The 17,440-nt window shown below is 46.4% G+C and carries 11 protein-coding genes; 6 read left to right on the forward strand and 5 right to left on the reverse strand.

Annotated elements, in window-relative coordinates:
- Positions 1 to 527: 527 nt before the first annotated feature.
- From MC7420_RS32625 to MC7420_RS32635, 3 genes are all read left to right on the forward strand, one after another.
- Entirely contained in the window at positions 528 to 2,330 is a 1,803-nt protein-coding gene (locus MC7420_RS32625) for a tetratricopeptide repeat protein (RefSeq protein ID WP_006106145.1), read from the forward strand.
- Between the two features lie 226 nt (positions 2,331 to 2,556).
- The gene (locus MC7420_RS32630) at positions 2,557 to 3,339 is read left to right on the forward strand and encodes a tetratricopeptide repeat protein (RefSeq protein ID WP_006106128.1); all 783 of its coding nucleotides are present in this window, start codon (positions 2,557 to 2,559) and stop codon (positions 3,337 to 3,339) included.
- A 540-nt stretch (positions 3,340 to 3,879) separates the two neighbouring features.
- Positions 3,880 to 5,127 carry a CHASE2 domain-containing protein gene (locus tag MC7420_RS32635; protein ID WP_083799241.1) on the forward strand — a complete coding sequence of 416 codons (1,248 nt, stop codon included), beginning with the start codon at positions 3,880 to 3,882 and terminating at the stop codon, positions 5,125 to 5,127.
- Positions 5,128 to 5,688: 561 nt separating this feature from the next.
- Here MC7420_RS32635 and MC7420_RS32640 read toward each other — a convergent pair.
- From MC7420_RS32640 to MC7420_RS32645, 4 genes are all read right to left on the reverse strand, one after another.
- The gene (locus tag MC7420_RS32640; RefSeq protein WP_006106086.1) at positions 5,689 to 10,320 is read right to left on the reverse strand and encodes a hypothetical protein; all 4,632 of its coding nucleotides are present in this window, start codon (positions 10,318 to 10,320) and stop codon (positions 5,689 to 5,691) included.
- Between the two features lie 802 nt (positions 10,321 to 11,122).
- Positions 11,123 to 11,251 carry a hypothetical protein gene (locus tag MC7420_RS43645; protein WP_006106110.1) on the reverse strand — a complete coding sequence of 43 codons (129 nt, stop codon included), beginning with the start codon at positions 11,249 to 11,251 and terminating at the stop codon, positions 11,123 to 11,125.
- A gap of 1,093 nt (positions 11,252 to 12,344) precedes the next feature.
- Positions 12,345 to 12,473, reverse strand: a complete 129-nt coding sequence (locus tag MC7420_RS43650) for a hypothetical protein (RefSeq protein WP_006106094.1) — start codon at positions 12,471 to 12,473, stop codon at positions 12,345 to 12,347.
- Between the two features lie 63 nt (positions 12,474 to 12,536).
- A complete protein-coding gene (locus MC7420_RS32645; protein WP_006106119.1) occupies positions 12,537 to 12,827 on the reverse strand; it encodes a hypothetical protein in 291 nt (96 codons plus the stop codon).
- Between the two features lie 176 nt (positions 12,828 to 13,003).
- Between MC7420_RS32645 and MC7420_RS32650 the strand changes: the two genes are divergently transcribed.
- The 3 genes from MC7420_RS32650 to MC7420_RS32660 all read left to right on the forward strand — a co-directional run bounded on the left by MC7420_RS32650 (position 13,004) and on the right by MC7420_RS32660 (position 15,339).
- Complete coding sequence (locus tag MC7420_RS32650; protein ID WP_044211039.1) at positions 13,004 to 13,222, forward strand: hypothetical protein; 219 nt, start codon at positions 13,004 to 13,006, stop codon at positions 13,220 to 13,222.
- Positions 13,223 to 13,272: 50 nt separating this feature from the next.
- Positions 13,273 to 13,530, forward strand: coding sequence for a hypothetical protein (locus tag MC7420_RS32655; protein ID WP_044211041.1), 258 nt, complete (start codon positions 13,273 to 13,275; stop codon positions 13,528 to 13,530).
- Between the two features lie 222 nt (positions 13,531 to 13,752).
- Positions 13,753 to 15,339: a glucose-6-phosphate isomerase gene (locus MC7420_RS32660; RefSeq protein ID WP_006106108.1), complete on the forward strand. Its 1,587-nt coding sequence runs from the start codon at positions 13,753 to 13,755 to the stop codon at positions 15,337 to 15,339.
- Positions 15,340 to 15,544: 205 nt separating this feature from the next.
- Here MC7420_RS32660 and MC7420_RS35960 read toward each other — a convergent pair whose 3' ends face one another.
- Complete coding sequence (locus MC7420_RS35960; RefSeq protein ID WP_006106149.1) at positions 15,545 to 17,389, reverse strand: tetratricopeptide repeat protein; 1,845 nt, start codon at positions 17,387 to 17,389, stop codon at positions 15,545 to 15,547.
- Positions 17,390 to 17,440 lie beyond the last annotated feature (51 nt).

Consider the following 17,440-nt stretch of genomic DNA (forward strand, 5'->3'; position numbering starts at 1 on the left):
TCAGACAATAATCCTAAACTTGGTTGGGTTTCCTACGTCAACCTAACCGACAACTCCTAAAATCAAGCAATAGATTACACGGTTAACCCTGAATTTCGACAGGACTTCGGCGTGAGCGCGGCAACTGAGCCTGTCGAAGTTCAGTCGAACGCTCAATTGCCGCGAAGCGATGCCCTGAGCGAAGTCGAAGGGAGTGTGCCGAAGGGTCGAAGGGTTAAATCGGGCGCACGGAGCGTGCGCCCCTACCATTTGTTTGATACAACAGGCGTCAAACTCACCCCATTCTTCCTTTGGAGAGAGGTTGTCCAGCTCTCGTGATAAAGTAAATACAAAAAACCTGACAACCTTCTGTTCTCTGTTGTAAGCTGTCATGCATTTAAATTGGGTATTAGTAGCGAGCAAGATGCAAAGCCTACGGCATGGCTTCGCTTAACGCACTACAAGGCTTTCGCCGTTATTGATATTAAGGTTTAAATGCCGAACAGTTTATTGAATCAGCCAAATTAATCTGCGGAGTAGTCGAGACGATGATCAAGTTTTCCGATCGCATACCAGCCGCCCTCATCGGTACGGCGATTGTGTTGGTACAGCCTCAGTTTGCCGTCGCTTTGACGAATCTTGTTGTCGCCCAACAGCCGACAGTTCAAAACCTGATTAACTCGGCAAGAATCAAAGCAGAGAAAGGAGACTATCAGGGGGCTATTGCTGATTACAATCAAGCACTACAACTGAGTCCGAACAATGCAGAGGTTTACTATCTGCGGGCGAATGCTTACTATCAGCTAGAAAATTACCAAGGAGCGATCGCGGATTTTAATCAGGCGATTAAAATTAATCCTGATTATGCTATTGCCTACTACAACCGGGGTCTTGCTCGCTCTAACCTAGGAGACTACCAAGGAGCGATCGCGGATTACACTCAAGCGATTCAACTTAATCCTGATGATGCTATTGCCTACAACAACCGGGGTCTTGCTCGCTCTAACCTAGGAGACTACGAGGAAGCGATCGCGGATTTCGCTCAGGCGATTCAACTTAATCCTGATGATGCTACTGCCTACTACAACCGAGGTCTTGCCCGCTCTGACTTAGGAGACTACCAAGGAGCAATCGCCGATTACACTCAAGCCATTAAAATTAATCCTGACTATGCTGATGCCTACAACAACCGGGGTAATGCCCGCTCTAACCTAGAAGACTACCAAGGAGCGATCGCGGATTACACTCAAGCGATTCAACTTAATCCTGATGATGCTAAAGCCTACAGCAACCGGGGGGCTGCCCGCTCTGACCTAGAAGACTACCAAGGAGCGATCGCGGACTTCAATCAAGCGATTCAAATTAATCCTGACTTTGCCTATGCCTACAACAACCGGGGTGTTGCCCGCTCTGACCTAGAAGACTACCAAGGAGCGATCGCGGACTTCAATCAAGCGATTCAAATTAATCCAGACTATGCTAATGCCTACTACAACCGGGGTAATGCCCGCTCTGACCTAGGAGACGACCAAGGAGCGATCGCGGACTTCAATCAAGCGATTCAACTTAATCCAGACTTTGCCTATGCCTACTACAACCGGGGTAATGCCCGCTCTAACCTAGGAGACTACGAGGAAGCGATCGCGGATTTCGCTCAGGCGATTCAACTTAATCCTGATGATGCTACTGCCTACTACAACCGAGGTCTTGCCCGCTCTGACTTAGGAGACGACCAAGGAGCGATCGCGGATTATAATCAAGCCATTCAAATTAATCCTGATTTGGCTGCGGCCTACAACAACCGAGGTCTTGCCCGCTCTAACCTAGGAGACGACCAAGGAGCGCTCGCGGATTATAATCAAGCCATTCAAATTAATCCTGATTTGGCTGCGGCCTACAACAACCGAGGTCTTGCCCGCTCTGACTTAGGAGACTACCAAGAAGCGATCGCGGACTTCAATCAAGCGATTAAAATTAATCCTGATGATGCTGATGCCTACTACAACCGGGGTAATGCCCGCTCTAACCTAGGAGACTACCAAGGAGCAATCGCCGATTTCACTCAAGCGATTAAAATTAATCCTGGTGATGCTGATGCCTACTACAACCGGGGTAATGCCCGCTCTGACCTAGGAGACTACCAAGGAGCGATCGCCGATTACAATCAAGCCATTAAACTTAATCCTGATTATGCTGCTGCTTACGGCAACCGGGGTCTTGCCTATCGTGACTTAGGAGATAAACCAAAAGCCCTTGAGGATTTCCGCCAAGCTGCCACTCTTTTTCAGCAACAAGGTAACACAGAGGGTTATCAATCTATACAGCAAATAATTAGACAGCTTGAGCCGTAATGACCTTAAATTATTTTCCGGCTTCTTTCCGGTATAAATACCCCGATGTGTCTTATCCTCAGCCAACCTTGCTGCTCCCTTAAACTGGAAATACCAAATAGTAACGTAGGGTGGGTTAAGCGGCATCTAAATCGAAATGATAACCATTTAATGAAGTATCCGCCGTAACCCACCAATATTAACGGGAGAATACATTATTCGTTTAATCTGCGGAGTAGTCGAGACAATGATCAAGTTTCCCAATCACATACCAGCCGCCCTCATCGGTACAGCGATTGTGTGGGTACAGCCTCAGTTTGCCGTCGCTTTGACGAATCTTGTTGTCGCCCAACAGCCGACAGTTCAAAACCTGATTAACTCGGCAAGAATCAAAGCAGAGAAAGGAGACTATCAGGGGGCTATTGCTGATTTAACTCAAGCACTACAGCTAAGTCCCAACAATGCAGAGTCTTACCATCGACGGGCGAATGCTTACTATCAGCTAGAAAATTACCAAGGGGCGATCGCGGATTATAATCAAGCGATTCAACTTAATCCTGATGATGTTAAAGCCTACTACAACCGGGGTATTACCCATTCTCACCTAGGAGACTACCAAGGAGCGATCGCGGATTTCAATCAGGCGATTCAACTTAATCCTGATTTTGCTGCTGCCTACTACAACCGGGGTCTTGCCCGCTTTAACCTAGGAGACGACCAAGGAGCGATCGCGGATTATAATCAAGCGATTAAACTTAATCCTGATTATGCTATTGCCTACAACAACCGGGGTGTTGCTCGCTCTAACCTAGGAGACGACCAAGGAGCGATCGCGGATTTCAATCAAGCCATTCAACGTAATCCTGACAATGCTAATGTCTACTACAATCGGGGTGTTGCCTATCTTAACTTAGGAGATCAACCAAAAGCCCTTGAGGATTTTCGCCAAGCTGCCACTCTTTTTCAGCAACAAGGTAACACAGAGATTTATCAATATATACAGCAAATAATTAGACGGCTTGAGCCGTAATGACCTTAATTTATTTTCCGGTTCCTTTCCGGTATAAATACCCCGATGTGTCTTATCCTCAGCAAACCTTGCTGACACCTTAAACTGGAAATACCAAATAGAGCAACTATGGCACAAGCCAAAGCCATATCCAAAACAATCACCAGCTTACTTGACCTGCGAGAGAGATTTAATCTGACGCCAACAACCAATGAACAATTCTCCTCAGATTTTATTTAGGGTGGGCAAGAGCAACCCACCAATAAGCATTTGAAGGTTTATAACCCTTGCCCACCCTACGGTAACGACAGTGGGTGTTAGTGGTTGAATCTAAATCAACGATCGCCTTCTCTGTTGCCTTACCTCAAGCCCTCACTTACATGATGGGAAACTTGAAGTATTTTAAACTTCGGCATGATTGTGATCAGAACGCCTAGTATTAAATTATTATGTCACCTTAATTTTAAATTAAGATGCTTGCTTTGTTGGCATCATTAAAGTTAGTTTAGCATAACAGGTACGGAAGAACCAATTTTTGTAGTATATTTTCAGACTTACCTTATGCGCTTATACTTAACTATTTCAGGTCTTACAGGAACTATATTGACTAGCATAGCGCTGATAGTTTTACTGTTTGGAACACGGCAGTTTGAAAGACTAGAACCTTGGGAACTAAATGTTTTTGATATAATGATGCAGTTGCGACCGAGTTTACCACCAGACCCCCGTTTGTTGGTAGTCGAAGTGACTGAGAATGATATTCAATCACTAGAGCAGTGGCCCATGACCGATGCTCTGATGCATCAACTCCTCTCTCAGCTAAAGCAGCATCAACCCACGGTGGTTGGTTTGGATATGTATCGAGATATTCCCATCCCTCCGGGTAACTCCCAATTAACCCAACTATTTAAAAACAGCGATAATATTATTCCCATTTGTAGGTTAGGTAACGAAACCAGCCGAGGGACTCCCCCACCCGAAGGGGTGTCTCAGGATCAAGTTGGCTTTGCGGATTTAGCCATCGATGAAGGGGGTGTCGTGCGTCGGGCGTTATTGTTTCACAATGCCGACATTCCTGAAGGTTGTACCACCCGTTTTTCTTTTAACTTTCAACTTGCCCGGTACTACCTCGAACAAAAAGGAATTGAGCCACAAACTATTCAGCAAAACGGAAAGGAGTATCTAAAATGGGGTGATATCGTCTTTAAACCCCTATCTCCCACATCGGGGGGTTACCAACAAGCGGATACTGGTGGCTATCAAATTTTGTTGAATTACCGCACTGGCCAAAAGTTAGCCGATAGTGTGACCCTGACAGACGTTTTCGAAGATCGTGTTGATCCGAGCTTAGTTAAAGACCGCATTGTCCTGATTGGGGTTTCTGATCCAGCAGAAAATGATCTGTTTTCCACGCCCTACAGTTCCCAAGGGGAAGTTCTTCAAAAAATGCCAGGAGTAGTTGTCCATGGGCATATCGTCAGTCAACTGTTGAGTACGGTACTAGATGGGCGACCCCTGCTTGGGTTTTGGTCAGAATGGGAGGAGATTTTATGGATTTTAGGATGGGCGCTAGTTGGGGGGAGTTTGACCTGGAAAATACGTCATCCCCTGGTTTTGGGTTTGAGTACAATCGGTGCGCTAATTGTAGTGTTTGGCATTGGCTTTTTCATCTTTACTCAATACGGATGGATTCCCGTTGTAGCTCCTGCCTTTGCTCTCATGTCCATACCAATTGTTAATATTTCTCTGCGACTACTTGAGTTCATATTGAATATTCTCATTCATGCATGGCTAACTGAATTTTTTTGAATAGGAGTTAAGCGATCGCGGCTTTTCCTTCCCTTAATATAATAGTGTTTACATTTGAGATGTGAAACTCACGATAGTGGAAAAAGGCAAATAAGTAATTAAACCCGCCCCGATTAACATACGCCTGAAGCTATTTGAAAAACTCGCACCATTGGTGCGAGAAATTGGTTGGACGTAGAATCTCATGATTGTGGAAAAATGCAAGAGTGAATCAGAAAATAGGAATTAAATAGGGCATGGCATTGCCATGCCCCTACCATTGCTTAGAGCGAATTAATTGGGTAGGGGTACGATATTATTGTGCCCTGATCTAACTGTTTCATCAGTCTTAACTTTCCCTGTCGGTAATTCCAACCAGAATACTCACCAAATCTTCTAAATCATCCGGTAGAGAATAGAGCGTAATATCTTCGGTAATCAGTTGTTGATTAACATTGCAAATCATGGTGCGTTACGGCGATATTCCCATTAACAGGATAATTAATATAAGTGGTTACGCCTAACGCACCCTACGATTATACGGTTCTTACAAAGGACAAAGGACATAAGACCAATGACCAATCACCACTGTAAATCAGAGATGTCTGGTTCTTCTCCACCGAAGTCTATATCATCTGACGCCACGGGTAATGTTTCTAGGGTAAACGTAACCGCATTAAGCTGTTTTTTCAGATGAACGATCGCGTCTTCCAATTGTTTTATCGTCGCTTTATCTAATTGGGAACTGATTTTTTGATTGAGCGCCTCAATCTGACGATTAATGTCTTCGATCGCCTCCTCTCCACCGCTGAGATCCACTTCAAAGAGTGCAGCTTGATTCTCGGCGATGGTTTGAGTTAAACTGTCAAGCTGTTCGTCGATCGCGGCGATCGCTCCTTCCACCCCACTGAAGTCTAAGTCAGCCAGCATGGGTAGGTTCTCTAGACACAACTCCATCGCATCTAACTGGAAATCGATATCCTTGAGGGCGTCATCTTTTTCCTTCTTGGACATTGATTCCGATTCTTCAGTAAATTGCACCAGGGTGGTATAAATCTGCTCACCTAACTGATTGATCGCCTCTTGCAATTGCTCAATAGCTTGAACTTCCGGTCGTGCATTAAACTGTTGATTGAAGGCGTCGAGTTGGGTGTGAACCTCGGTAATCGCTTGTTCTAACCCACTCAGATCTAGGTCTGGCGTTGTCGGTAAACCTCCCAAACGAGATGTGATTATGTTGACGTGATCCGTTAACTGAATCAGCGTCATTTTTAATCCCTCAACTGCTTGAGTCGCAGGCTGATTGTGAAACTGTTCGTTCAGGGATTTTAGCTTATCCGTAAGCGGTGCGATCGCCTCATTTTCGGGAAGTTGCTGAATTTGTTCCAGTGCGGGGATTGTGGGGATGGGAGGGGGAGGTGCAACAACCTCCTCTTCGACTAAATCGGTAAGGGTGGGTTGAATCGGTGCGGGTTCGGTGTCGGGTGTCCCCGGAAATTGCTCGAAACGCGCCGTTAGTTGATCCAGGCGATCATGAACATCAACGATCGCTGATCCGATTTCCATCAAATCGACTCCCGGCGTCGCTGAGGTTTGGTCAAGCTGATTCGTCAGTATCTCCAGTTGTTCAGCCAGTTGACCAATCATGATTTGCGACTGTTCCATCTCCTGGAGTTCCGGACGATTCTGGAACTGTTGCTGGAGTTGGCTTAATTGTTCCGCGAGTTCCGACAGTGCGGCTTCGATTCCGCTTTGATCGGTTTCCGTTGCGACGGGAGTGGATAATGTATTTACCCGTTCGGTTAAGGTTTCAATCTGATCGGTAATCTCAGCAAGGGTTTGTTCCATCGCCCTCCGATCAACGTCTGGCGTTGTCGGTACCTGAGTTAGGCGGGTACTCAGGGTTTCCAGTTGTTGAGTCAGATCCGCGATCGCGGTTTGGGATTGCTGGATTTCCTCTAGTTCTGGACGTTCCTGGAATTGTTGCTGAAGTTGACTGACTTGTTCAGTCAGATCAAACAGCGCCGCTTCGACGCTATTCAAATCGGTTTCGGTGGGAGTGGAGAGGGTATTCACCCGTTCGGTTAAGGTTTCAACTTGACTGGTAATCTCGCCAATGGTTTGTTCAATTCCACCCAGATTGATCTCTGGAATAATCGGTAACTGATCCAGGCGAATATTCAGGGTTTCCAGTCGTTGCGTTAGATCCGCGATCGCACGTTGAGATTGCTGGATTTCCTCTAGTTCTGGACGTTCCTGGAACTGTTGCTGGAGTTGGCTTAATTGTTCCGCCAGTTGAGATAGGGAGTCTTCTACCCCACTCAAATCGGTTTCGGTGGGAGTGGAGAGGGTATTCACCCGTTCGGTTAGGGTGTCGATTTGACCCGCAATTTCGGCAATGGTTTGTTCAATCCCACTCAGATCTACCTCTGGTGTCGTCGGTACCTGAGTTAGGCGGGTACTCAGGATGTCCAGTTGTTCCGTTAGATCCGCGATCGCATTCTGAGATTGCTCGATTTCCTCTAGTTCTGGACGAGTCTGGAATTGTTGTTGGAATTGGCTAAATTGGTCAGTGAGTTCTGACAGCGCGGTTTCAACGCCACTGACATCGGTTTCGGTGGGGGTGGATAGGGTATTTACCTGTGTGGTTAGGCTGTCAATTTGACGGGTAATCTCAACCAGGGTTTGTTCAGGGAGACTACCCTCACCCTCTGGTGTGGTTGACAACTGATCCAGGCGCGTGGTAAGGGTTTCCAGTTGCTGACTCAGTTGGGCGATCGCATTCTGAGATTGCTCGATTTCCTCTAGTTCTGGACGAGTCTGGAACTGTTGCTGGAGTTGGCTAAATTGGTCAGTCAGTTCTGACAGTGCGGTTTCGATTCCACTCACATCTGTTTCTGGGGGAGTGGATAGGGTATTCACCCGTTCGGTTAAGGTTTCAATCTGATCGGTGATCTCCGCAATGGTTTGTGCGGTGACATTACCATCACTCTCTGGTGCTGTGGATAACTGATCCAGGCGGTTGCTTAGGGTTTCTAGTTCCTCCGTCAGTTGGGCGATCGCACTTTGCGTTTGCTCAAGTTCTGGAAGTTCCGGTCGAGTCTGGAACTGTCGATTCAGGGTGTTAATCTGACTTTGAATTTGACCTAGGGTGTCTTCTGCGTCAAATAGATCGGTGTCTGAAGGAGTAGAGAGGGTGTTGACTTGCTGGGTTAAGTTGTCGATTTGTGCGGTAATGTCAGCAATGGCTTGTTCTAACTGACTGACATCGGTTTGGGAAACTGGGTAAAGCTGGTCAACTCGTTGGCTGAGGGTTTCAATTTGACCCCGAATCTCGCCAATCAACTGTTCCACGCCTTCCTCTGATGTCGTTGGGAGTTGGTCAAGGCGGCTATTGAGGATGGCAAATTGTTCCGTAAGTTGGCTAATTTCGGTTTGCGATCGCTCAATGGTTTCTAGTTCGGGTCTGGTGGTAAATTGTTGATGGAGTTGACCCAGTTGTTGATTAAAATCAATGATCGCGGCTTCGATTTCACTGAAGTCGGTGGCTTCGGGGGTGGCGGTTAAGGGGAGATGATCAACTCGTGCGCTTAATGTCTCCAGTTGTTCGCTGATATCCGCGATCGCGCCTTCTATCCCAAGTAAATCGGTGTCGGGAATTGGGGAGAGGGTGTTAACTTGAGTGGTTAAGGTTTCCAGTTGATGGGTAATTTCGGCGATCGCGGTTGACTCTTCGCCGGGTACAGTGGGAAGCTGTTCCAGGCGCTGGCTAATGGTTTCGAGTTGTTCGGTTAGGTCTGCGATCGCACGTTGGGATTGCTCAATAATTTGCAGTTCGGGTCGATTCTGGAATTGCTGCTGAATCGTGTTAATTTGACCATGGATTTGGACGATCGCTTCTTCAATTTCAGTGAAGTCGGTTTCGCCGGAGAGGGGAAGGGTATTGACTCGTGCGGTTAAGGTTTCGATTTGACTGGTAATCTGAGCAATAACGGGTTCTAAACCGTTTAAGTTAGCCGCTGATGCGGTGGGAAGTTGATCCAGGCGAGTGCTGAGGGTTTCGAGTTGTTCACTCAGATCAGTAATGATTTGTAATTCCGGGCGATTCTGGAACTGTTCTTGGAGTTGGCTAAATTCCTCGGTGAGTTCTGAAAGTGCGGCGTCTACTCCGGTGAGATCAGTGTTGCTGGCGCTGGGTAGGGTGTTAACCTGAGTGGTTAAGGTTTCAACTTGATGGGTAATTTCGGCGATCGCACTTTCGACGCTGATTAAGTCGGTTAGGGGTGCGGTGGGTAACTCATCCAGGCGATGACTCAGGGTTGCGACGTGATCTCTAAGTTGGGCGATGGTTTGCAGTTCTGGACGAGTCTGGAACTGGTGCTGAAGTTGGCTAAATTCCTCGGTGAGTTCTGAAAGTGCGGCGTCTACTCCGGTGAGATCGGTTCCTGTGGCGCTGGGTAGGGTGTTAACTTGCGTGGTTAAGGTTTCAACTTGGCTAGTAATTTCCGCGATCGCGCCTTCGATCATACTTAAGTCTACCTCTGATGTTGCAGGTAACTGATCCAGGCGAACCGTAATCGTACCGAGTTGTTCATGGAGTTGGGCGATCGCCGCCTGAGTTTGCTCAATATCCTCAAGTTCTGGACGACTATGGAATTGTTGATAGAGTTGGCTAAATTGCTCTGTCAGTTCAAAAACGGCTTGTTCAATGCTACTTAAGTCTACCTCTGGCTCAGTCGGTAGCTGCTCGAACCGGGTACTGAGGGTATTGAACTGTTCGGTCAGTTGGGCGACAGTGGTTTGCAACTGTTCAATGGTTTGTAGTTCCGGGCGAGTATTAAAGGTTTGAGTCAGTTGGGTGAATTGCTCGGTTAATTCACTTAGGGAGGCTTTTAAGTCCTCTATCGCCGTTTTTTCGGGTCGAGCATTAAATTGTTGGTCTAAGCTATTGAGTTGATTATTCAGCGTGGGGATAGTTTGGACTTGCTGATGTAGGGATTGAATCAGTTGATAGGTTTCCCCGATCGCACTTCTGGTGCTATCCTGTGTCTGCTGTATCGTATTGCGTCGGTTCAACAGGTTCAGCGCCAGCGCCACGGTTAACGGCGTTGCGGCGTAAGCCACCTGCTGAGATGTCGCCGCTACGACAGTCCCGACAGCAGAGCCAGCCAAGGAAATATATTCAAAGATTTCTAGCAATGATTTTTGAGTCATAGGTTTCTCTATAGTCCGACTACTTATAAATTGAACGGTAAGCTGTGATCACCGTCGTAGATTTCCCTAAATTAATAATTCTTTTTTGACAGGTTTTTTGAGGGTTAAACTAAAATCAGAAAACCGGAATAGACCTATCGTGCCATTGACGGTGATACGCTATTACTTACCCAAACCTGTTATACCTGTCCGGATTTTTGAGGTAGATCTGTCTTACACCTGTTGAGGAGATGCGGTTCCCTTCGCCGTCTTATTTCTTGGCTAAAAGAATAAGTCATTTCACCGTAACTCAAACAGCTAGCCTGGAATCAAGACACGATGAACGACGTTCTCCGCTAGAATTAGGAGCGAGCGCTCGCGCTAGTCTCAGCGAGAATTCTCTACTCACCGATAATCTAGTCAACTGATATTCTAAACAACTACAATGGCGATTGCCTACAAGTTTATGGTAACTTTAAGTACCTGGACATAAATTATGTCTGTTGTATTAATAAATGTTAACAAGCCTCAAGTTATTACTGTTTTCAGTTCCCGGTTCCCGGTTCTCTAATCTCAACCGTTAACTAATAATTTATTCTTTATTGAAAGTTAATTAAACAGGAAGAAAAGTTGTAATTTGATCGGGAAATATGAAAAATACTCAATCAGACCGATGTTCAGGTGAACATTGCCCATAAAAAGGATAATCGCTCCGAAAGAAAAAGGATAAGGGCTTGACGCGATCGCGAAAGTTAGGTACTATTTCACCATGGGAAAATGTGCCGACCTATAGACCCCTATTCACCGAAACCTGTAGGGTGGGTTAGGTGCTAATCAATTGACCAAACCAATCCTTTAATTCACTATCCACCGTAACCCACCAAAATCCTCGGTATTCATCTCCTTTCTGCACAGATGAACCGCAAAGGATATTCAGGTGAACATTGCCCATAAAAAGGATAATCGCCGCGAAAGAAAAAGGATCAGGGCTTGACGCGATCGTGAAAATTAGGTATTATTTCATCATGGGAAAATGTGCCGTCCTGTAGACCCCTATTAACCGGAACCTGTAGGGTGGGTTAGGTGGTAATCAATTGACCCAACCAATCCTTTAATTAGCTAAGCTGTCATGCATTTAAATTGGGTATTAGTAGCGAGCAAGATGCTCGCACTACAAGGATTTCGTCATTATTGACATTAAGGTTTAAATGCCGAACAGCTTATCCACCGTAACCCACCAAAATCCTGGGTTCATCGCCTTTCTTCACAGATGAACTCCTTCAGATATTCAGGTGAACATTGCCCATAAAAAGGATAATCGCCGCGAAAGAAAAAGAATCAGGGCTTGACGCGATCGCGAAAATTAGGTACTATTTCATCATGGGAAAATATGCCGACCTGTAGACCCCTATTCACCGAAACCTGTAGGGTGGGTTAGGTGGTAATCAATTGACCCAACCAATCCTTTAATTCACTATCCACCGTAACCCACCAAAATCCTCGGTATTCATCTCCTTTCTGCACAGATGAACCCCTTCAGATATTCAGGTGAACATTGCCCATAAAAAGGATAATCGCCGCGAAAGAAAAAGGATCAGGGGTTGACGCGATCGCGAAAGTTAGGTACTATTTCACCATGGGAAAATGTGCCGACCTATAGACCCCTATTCACCGAAACCTGTAGGGTGGGTTAGGTGGTAATCAATTGACCCAACCAATCCTTTAATTAGCTAAGCTGTCATGCATTTAAATTGGGTATTAGTAGCGAGCAAGATGCTCGCACTACAAGGATTTCGTCATTATTGACATTAAGGTTTAAATGCCGAACAGCTTATCCACCGTAACCCACCAAAATCCTGGGTTCATCTCCTTTCTGCACAGATGAACCCCTTCAGATATTCAGGTGAACATTGCCCATAAAAAGGATAATCGCCCCGAAAGAAAAAGGATAAGGGCTTGACGCGATCGCGAAAATTAGGTACTATTTCACCATGGGAAAATGTGCCGACCTATAGACCCCTATTCACCGAAACCTGTAGGGTGGGTTAGGTGGTAATCAATTGACCCAACCAATCCTTGAATTCACTATCCACCGTAACCCACCAAAATCCCCGGTATTCATCTCCTTTCTGCACAGATGAACCGCAAAGGATATTCAGGTGAACATTGCCCATAAAAAGGATAATCGCCGCGAAAGAAAAAGGATCAGGGCTTGACGCGATCGCGAAAGTTAGGTACTATTTCACCATGGGAAAATGTGCCGACCTATAGACCCCTATTGTTTGGATGTCATCATGGAGACGCGATCGCACGTTTTCCACAAGAGCATCAATACTAGACGTATCCGCTACTCGCTCAGAATGCCATCCTAAATCAATCCGAGGAAGCAGTTTATCAATACGTTGTTGTGTATCAAGACCAGAATGCGATCGCACACACTCCAACAATGCCCAAAGTGCTTGTTTACCCGGTGCAATTTCGCCATAGTCTGCTAGCTTTTCCACCATCTCCGGGATGAACGTCGCCACAGCACCATTTCAACTGATGCGCTGCAACACAGGTGCATCATTACCCAGCGCTAGGATTAGGATCGAGCGACGGCTGCGCTCATCTTCCATGAAGGGTTTGAGCAGTTCAATTAACCTTTTACCGTACCATTCCTATAAGCAAACTATAACTTACTCAATTGGAGTATTCTTTCCTGATGAATTTACTCAGAGGTCGATTGCAACGCTTAACCCAACAGTTACCTGACTTAGTGGATCAACTCCCTGATGAAAGCTTGGCAGACGCCTGGAAAGTGCTGCAACCGTTATATTATGACTTGTATATGCTCTGTGCCATGCAAGAATCCATGCGAACAATTCGACCCGGAGATGCGATGACCCGTGAAGAGGCGCTGCGACTGCTCAATCTGCCCTAAAATCTTTGCAGAAAGACTAGAATGATTCGTGGGGAATCGGGGTATATCCTGTGAGTCTAGAAGTACGCTATGCGCGGTCTTTTTTACAAGATCTCAAAAGCCTAGAGTCGGCTGCCTATCAGCAGGTCTATGACGTGGTTTTTGAGAAGTTCATGCATCTTAGAAGCATTCACGACCTGCCAGGGCTTCACCCCATCGGCTCAGATGCTATTTTTTACCGATTTACCATCGACAACTATATGGTAGGGATTGAAGTAACGGGTCACATCGTCAAGTTTTTGCGCGTGTTGCCCAAGCCGTATATTTGAGAAGGCTCCAGGGCAGAAAGCAGGGGGAGCAGGGGGAGCAGGGGGAGCAGAGGGAGCAGGGGGAGCAGGGGAAGCAGAGGGAGCATGTAGAGACGCGCCATGGCGCGTCTGGGAAGCAGGAGAAGGCTGATAAGACTAAGCCACGGGAAAAGGAAAACTGACAACTGATCCCCGGACAACATAAACTTGTGATTGGAAAAACAGGAATTTGAGAAGCTACTTATGGACGCCCCTGCACTCTGGCAACGCTATCAGGACTGGCTCTATTACCACCAAGGGTTAGACTTTTACCTCGACGTCAGCCGTATGCGATTTGATCATGCCTTTGTCGAGGCGATGCGACCTAAGTTTGAGAAGGCATTTCAGGATATGGAAGCATTGGAGAGGGGCGCGATCGCTAATCCTGATGAAAATCGGATGGTGGGTCACTATTGGTTACGAGATCCTGACATAGCGCCCACCCCCGAACTACGTCAAGATATCCTCACTGTCTTAGAGAAGATTGAATCCTTTACCACTAAAGTCCATAGTGGTGATATTCATCCCCCAGGTTCATCTAAATTCACCGATATTCTTTCCATCGGCATTGGCGGTTCAGCATTGGGTCCTGAGTTTGTCGCCGATGCCCTTGCCCCTAACGTCCCGCCCTTGGCAATTCATTTTATAGATAACACAGATCCGGCGGGAATTGATGCCACTATTGCTAAACTGCAAGATCGTCTGGCTAACACACTTGTCTTGATAATTTCTAAGTCTGGAGGAACGCCGGAAACCCGCAATGGCATGATTGAGGCAAAAAAAGCTTATGAATCCCAGAAACTAGACTTTGCTGCCCATGCCGTGGCGATTACGGGTGAAGATAGTAACCTAGAGCAACTGGCAAAATCTGAAGGGTGGCTGGCGACGTTTCCTATGTATGACTGGGTAGGAGGACGCACCTCAGAAATGTCAGCAGTGGGATTGTTACCCGCCGCACTGCAAGGGATTGATATCCGCCAAATGCTGGCAGGTGCTAAGGAAATGGATAGTGCTACCCGTATCCACAATCTCCACGAAAACCCGGCGGCTTTGCTGGCACTTTCCTGGTATTTTTCGGGGAATGGTCAGGGTGAAAAAGATATGGTGGTTTTACCTTACAAAGATAGCCTGCTGCTATTTTCTCGATACCTCCAGCAGTTAGTTATGGAATCCTTGGGTAAAGAAAAAGACCTCGATGGTAATACTGTACATCAGGGAATCGCCGTTTACGGTAATAAAGGTTCAACGGATCAACATGCCTACGTGCAGCAGTTGCGCGAAGGGGTTCCTAATTTCTTTGTCACCTTTATTGAAGTATTGCGCGATCGCGAGGGACACTCCCCACAGGTAGAAGCCGGGGTAACGTCCGGTGACTATTTATCCGGTTTATTACAGGGAACCCGAAAAGCCTTGTATGACAATCAACGAGATTCGATTACCGTAACAATTCCCCAAGTCAATCCGCGCACGGTTGGAGCGCTGATTGCTTTATACGATCGGGCTGTAGGATTGTACGCCTCCCTGGTGAATATCAACGCTTACCATCAACCTGGAGTGGAAGCAGGTAAAAAAGCCGCCTCTGCAATTTTGGATTTACAGAAACGGGTGATTCAGGTGTTGCAGGATCAAGGAGAACCGATGTCTTTATCACAGTTGGCACAGAAAGCGGGGGCGACTGATCAGATAGAAGCCATTTATAAAATTCTGCGCCATCTCCACACCAATCAACGGGGTGTAGTTTTAGAAGGAAAACTGGGAGAACCAAGTAGCTTAAAAGTGTCTGCTGTTTAATCCTAAAGGGAGTCTTTTTCCCGAAAAACGGGTAAATTATAAAGTAGTGGGAGCATCTTGCTCCCTAATCTTGCTCCCTAATCTTGCTCCTAATCTTGCTCCCTAATCTTGCTCCCTAATCTTGCTCCCTAATCTTGCTCCCTAATCTTGCTCCCTAATCTTGCTCCCTAATCTTGCTCCCTAATCTTGCTCCCTAATCTTGCTGTTACCATAACCATTGCCACCAGTGACGATTAGCCGTCTTATGAGTGCGGAGAATGGATAAATTTTTGCGAAAAATAGCCGTATTAGGATGATCATCTCCTAAGTGCTGTTCACTCAAACTTAATGCCTGAACTAATAGCGATTCGGCATCTCTGTAGCGTTTTTGAGAACTGTAGAGTCCGGCTAAATTATTAATGCTAGTCGCCACAGCCGGATGGCAATTACCTAAAAGACGTTTTCTCATCTCTAAGGCTTGCAAATAAAGGGGTTCAGCTTCACTGTAGCGACCTTGAGCATAGTACAATAATCCCAAATTGTTGAGGCTACTGGCAACATCCAGATGGCAATTGCCTAAGAGAGATTTTCTCACCTCTAAAACTTGCAGATAAAGGGGTTCAGCTTCACTGTAGCGATTTTGAGCATAGTAAAGTCCTGCCAAATTATTCAAGCTGGTGGCAACATCAAGATGATGATTACCTAACAGATGTTTTCTCACCTCTAAGGCTTGCAGGTAAAAGAGTTCAGCTTCACTGTAGCGACCTTGGGTATAATAAAGTCCTGCCAAATTATTCAAGCTAGTAGCAACATCAAGATGTTCCTCGCCAAAAGCGGCTTGGGCGATAGATACGCACCGCTGAAACCAGGATTCTGCCTGATTGCCCACTCCCTGATGCTGATAAAATCTACCTAAGCGATCGAATAGCCAAAGTAAATCCGTTAATCCTTGACCTTTAGAGAATTTGCCCAAACTGTCAAATAAGCAGAGTAAATCTTCATCCCTTACGGCTGATTCTAGGGTGTGAGCGATTTCTTGAATGTGAGGCAGTATCTCCTCCAAAAACGTTATCTGCTCGCGGGTAGGATGATCAGGAATTTGCTGAACCAGTTCGATAAGAATAGCGGTAAAAGCCTGCCTGAAGTCATCAGCCTGAAGTTTTATTAAGGGTGGTGCTTTATTCTTGCTTTTTTGGGAAACTCCTGAATTAGCAATGTGAGGTTTGTCTGGTTGACACGAACAGGTGGAATTTGTAATCGGAAAATAGAGTTGCTGCTCAATCAGGCAATCTTCACCGGAACCAGGGACATCCGGATAAGGAGAGAGAAATGAAGACCATTCTCTAGGAGGTGGCGTCTGCGAGGCTGAATCGTCATGGGAAAGTTGCTTTGGCAAAGAAGACTGAGTATCCGGTTGAGGGGACTGGGAAATCGGCTTGGACGACGCCTTTGGTGGGAACGGAAAAGGAGGGTGAGACACAAAGACGGTGGGTGCATCCAATGTCTCCAGTTTTTTGCGAAAAAACTCCCGAATTAAGGGCTGAACTGTGTAGCAACCCCGGCGATTTTGCACTGTCTCAATTAAACGCCACTGATACAGTTGAGTTTGGGCTTGGTCGAGATCTGCCTGTTTCCAATACAAGAAATCACTTGCATAGTCTAACCATTGCCACCGCCAAAGGGTTGGGGCAAATAAGCTCAAAAGTTGACCAACCTGCTGGGTTAGGGGATTGAGTTCTCTCCAAACCCATTCCAAGATGGTGTTGATTCCCCATTGGAGTGTCGGTTGGCTTGGCGGCTGGCTTGCTGCATCAGGATGTTGCGCTTCCAGCCGTTTGAGCATATCAGTTAAAGACATATCGGGGTGTTTGGCTAAGTATCGCCCGACTAATTCTATGCCTAACGACAGATATCCCAGCCATTCACATAATAGGGGTACAACCTTCTGTGCGCCTCGATCCTGCAACATGCGCTCTTTACCCACTAGGGCTGTCAAGAGTTTCCACGCTTGTTCTGGTGACAGCACATCTGGGGATTGATTCCCCTTACCGCCTTGATCTGGCTGCTGCATTATCATCTTTCATCTTAAATCGTTCAGATAGAGGCTCCCCTACAAAGCGTG

Origin of the sequence: Coleofasciculus chthonoplastes PCC 7420 (assembly GCF_000155555.1) — a bacterium.
In the GTDB taxonomy this organism is placed as follows: domain Bacteria; phylum Cyanobacteriota; class Cyanobacteriia; order Cyanobacteriales; family Coleofasciculaceae; genus Coleofasciculus; species Coleofasciculus chthonoplastes_A.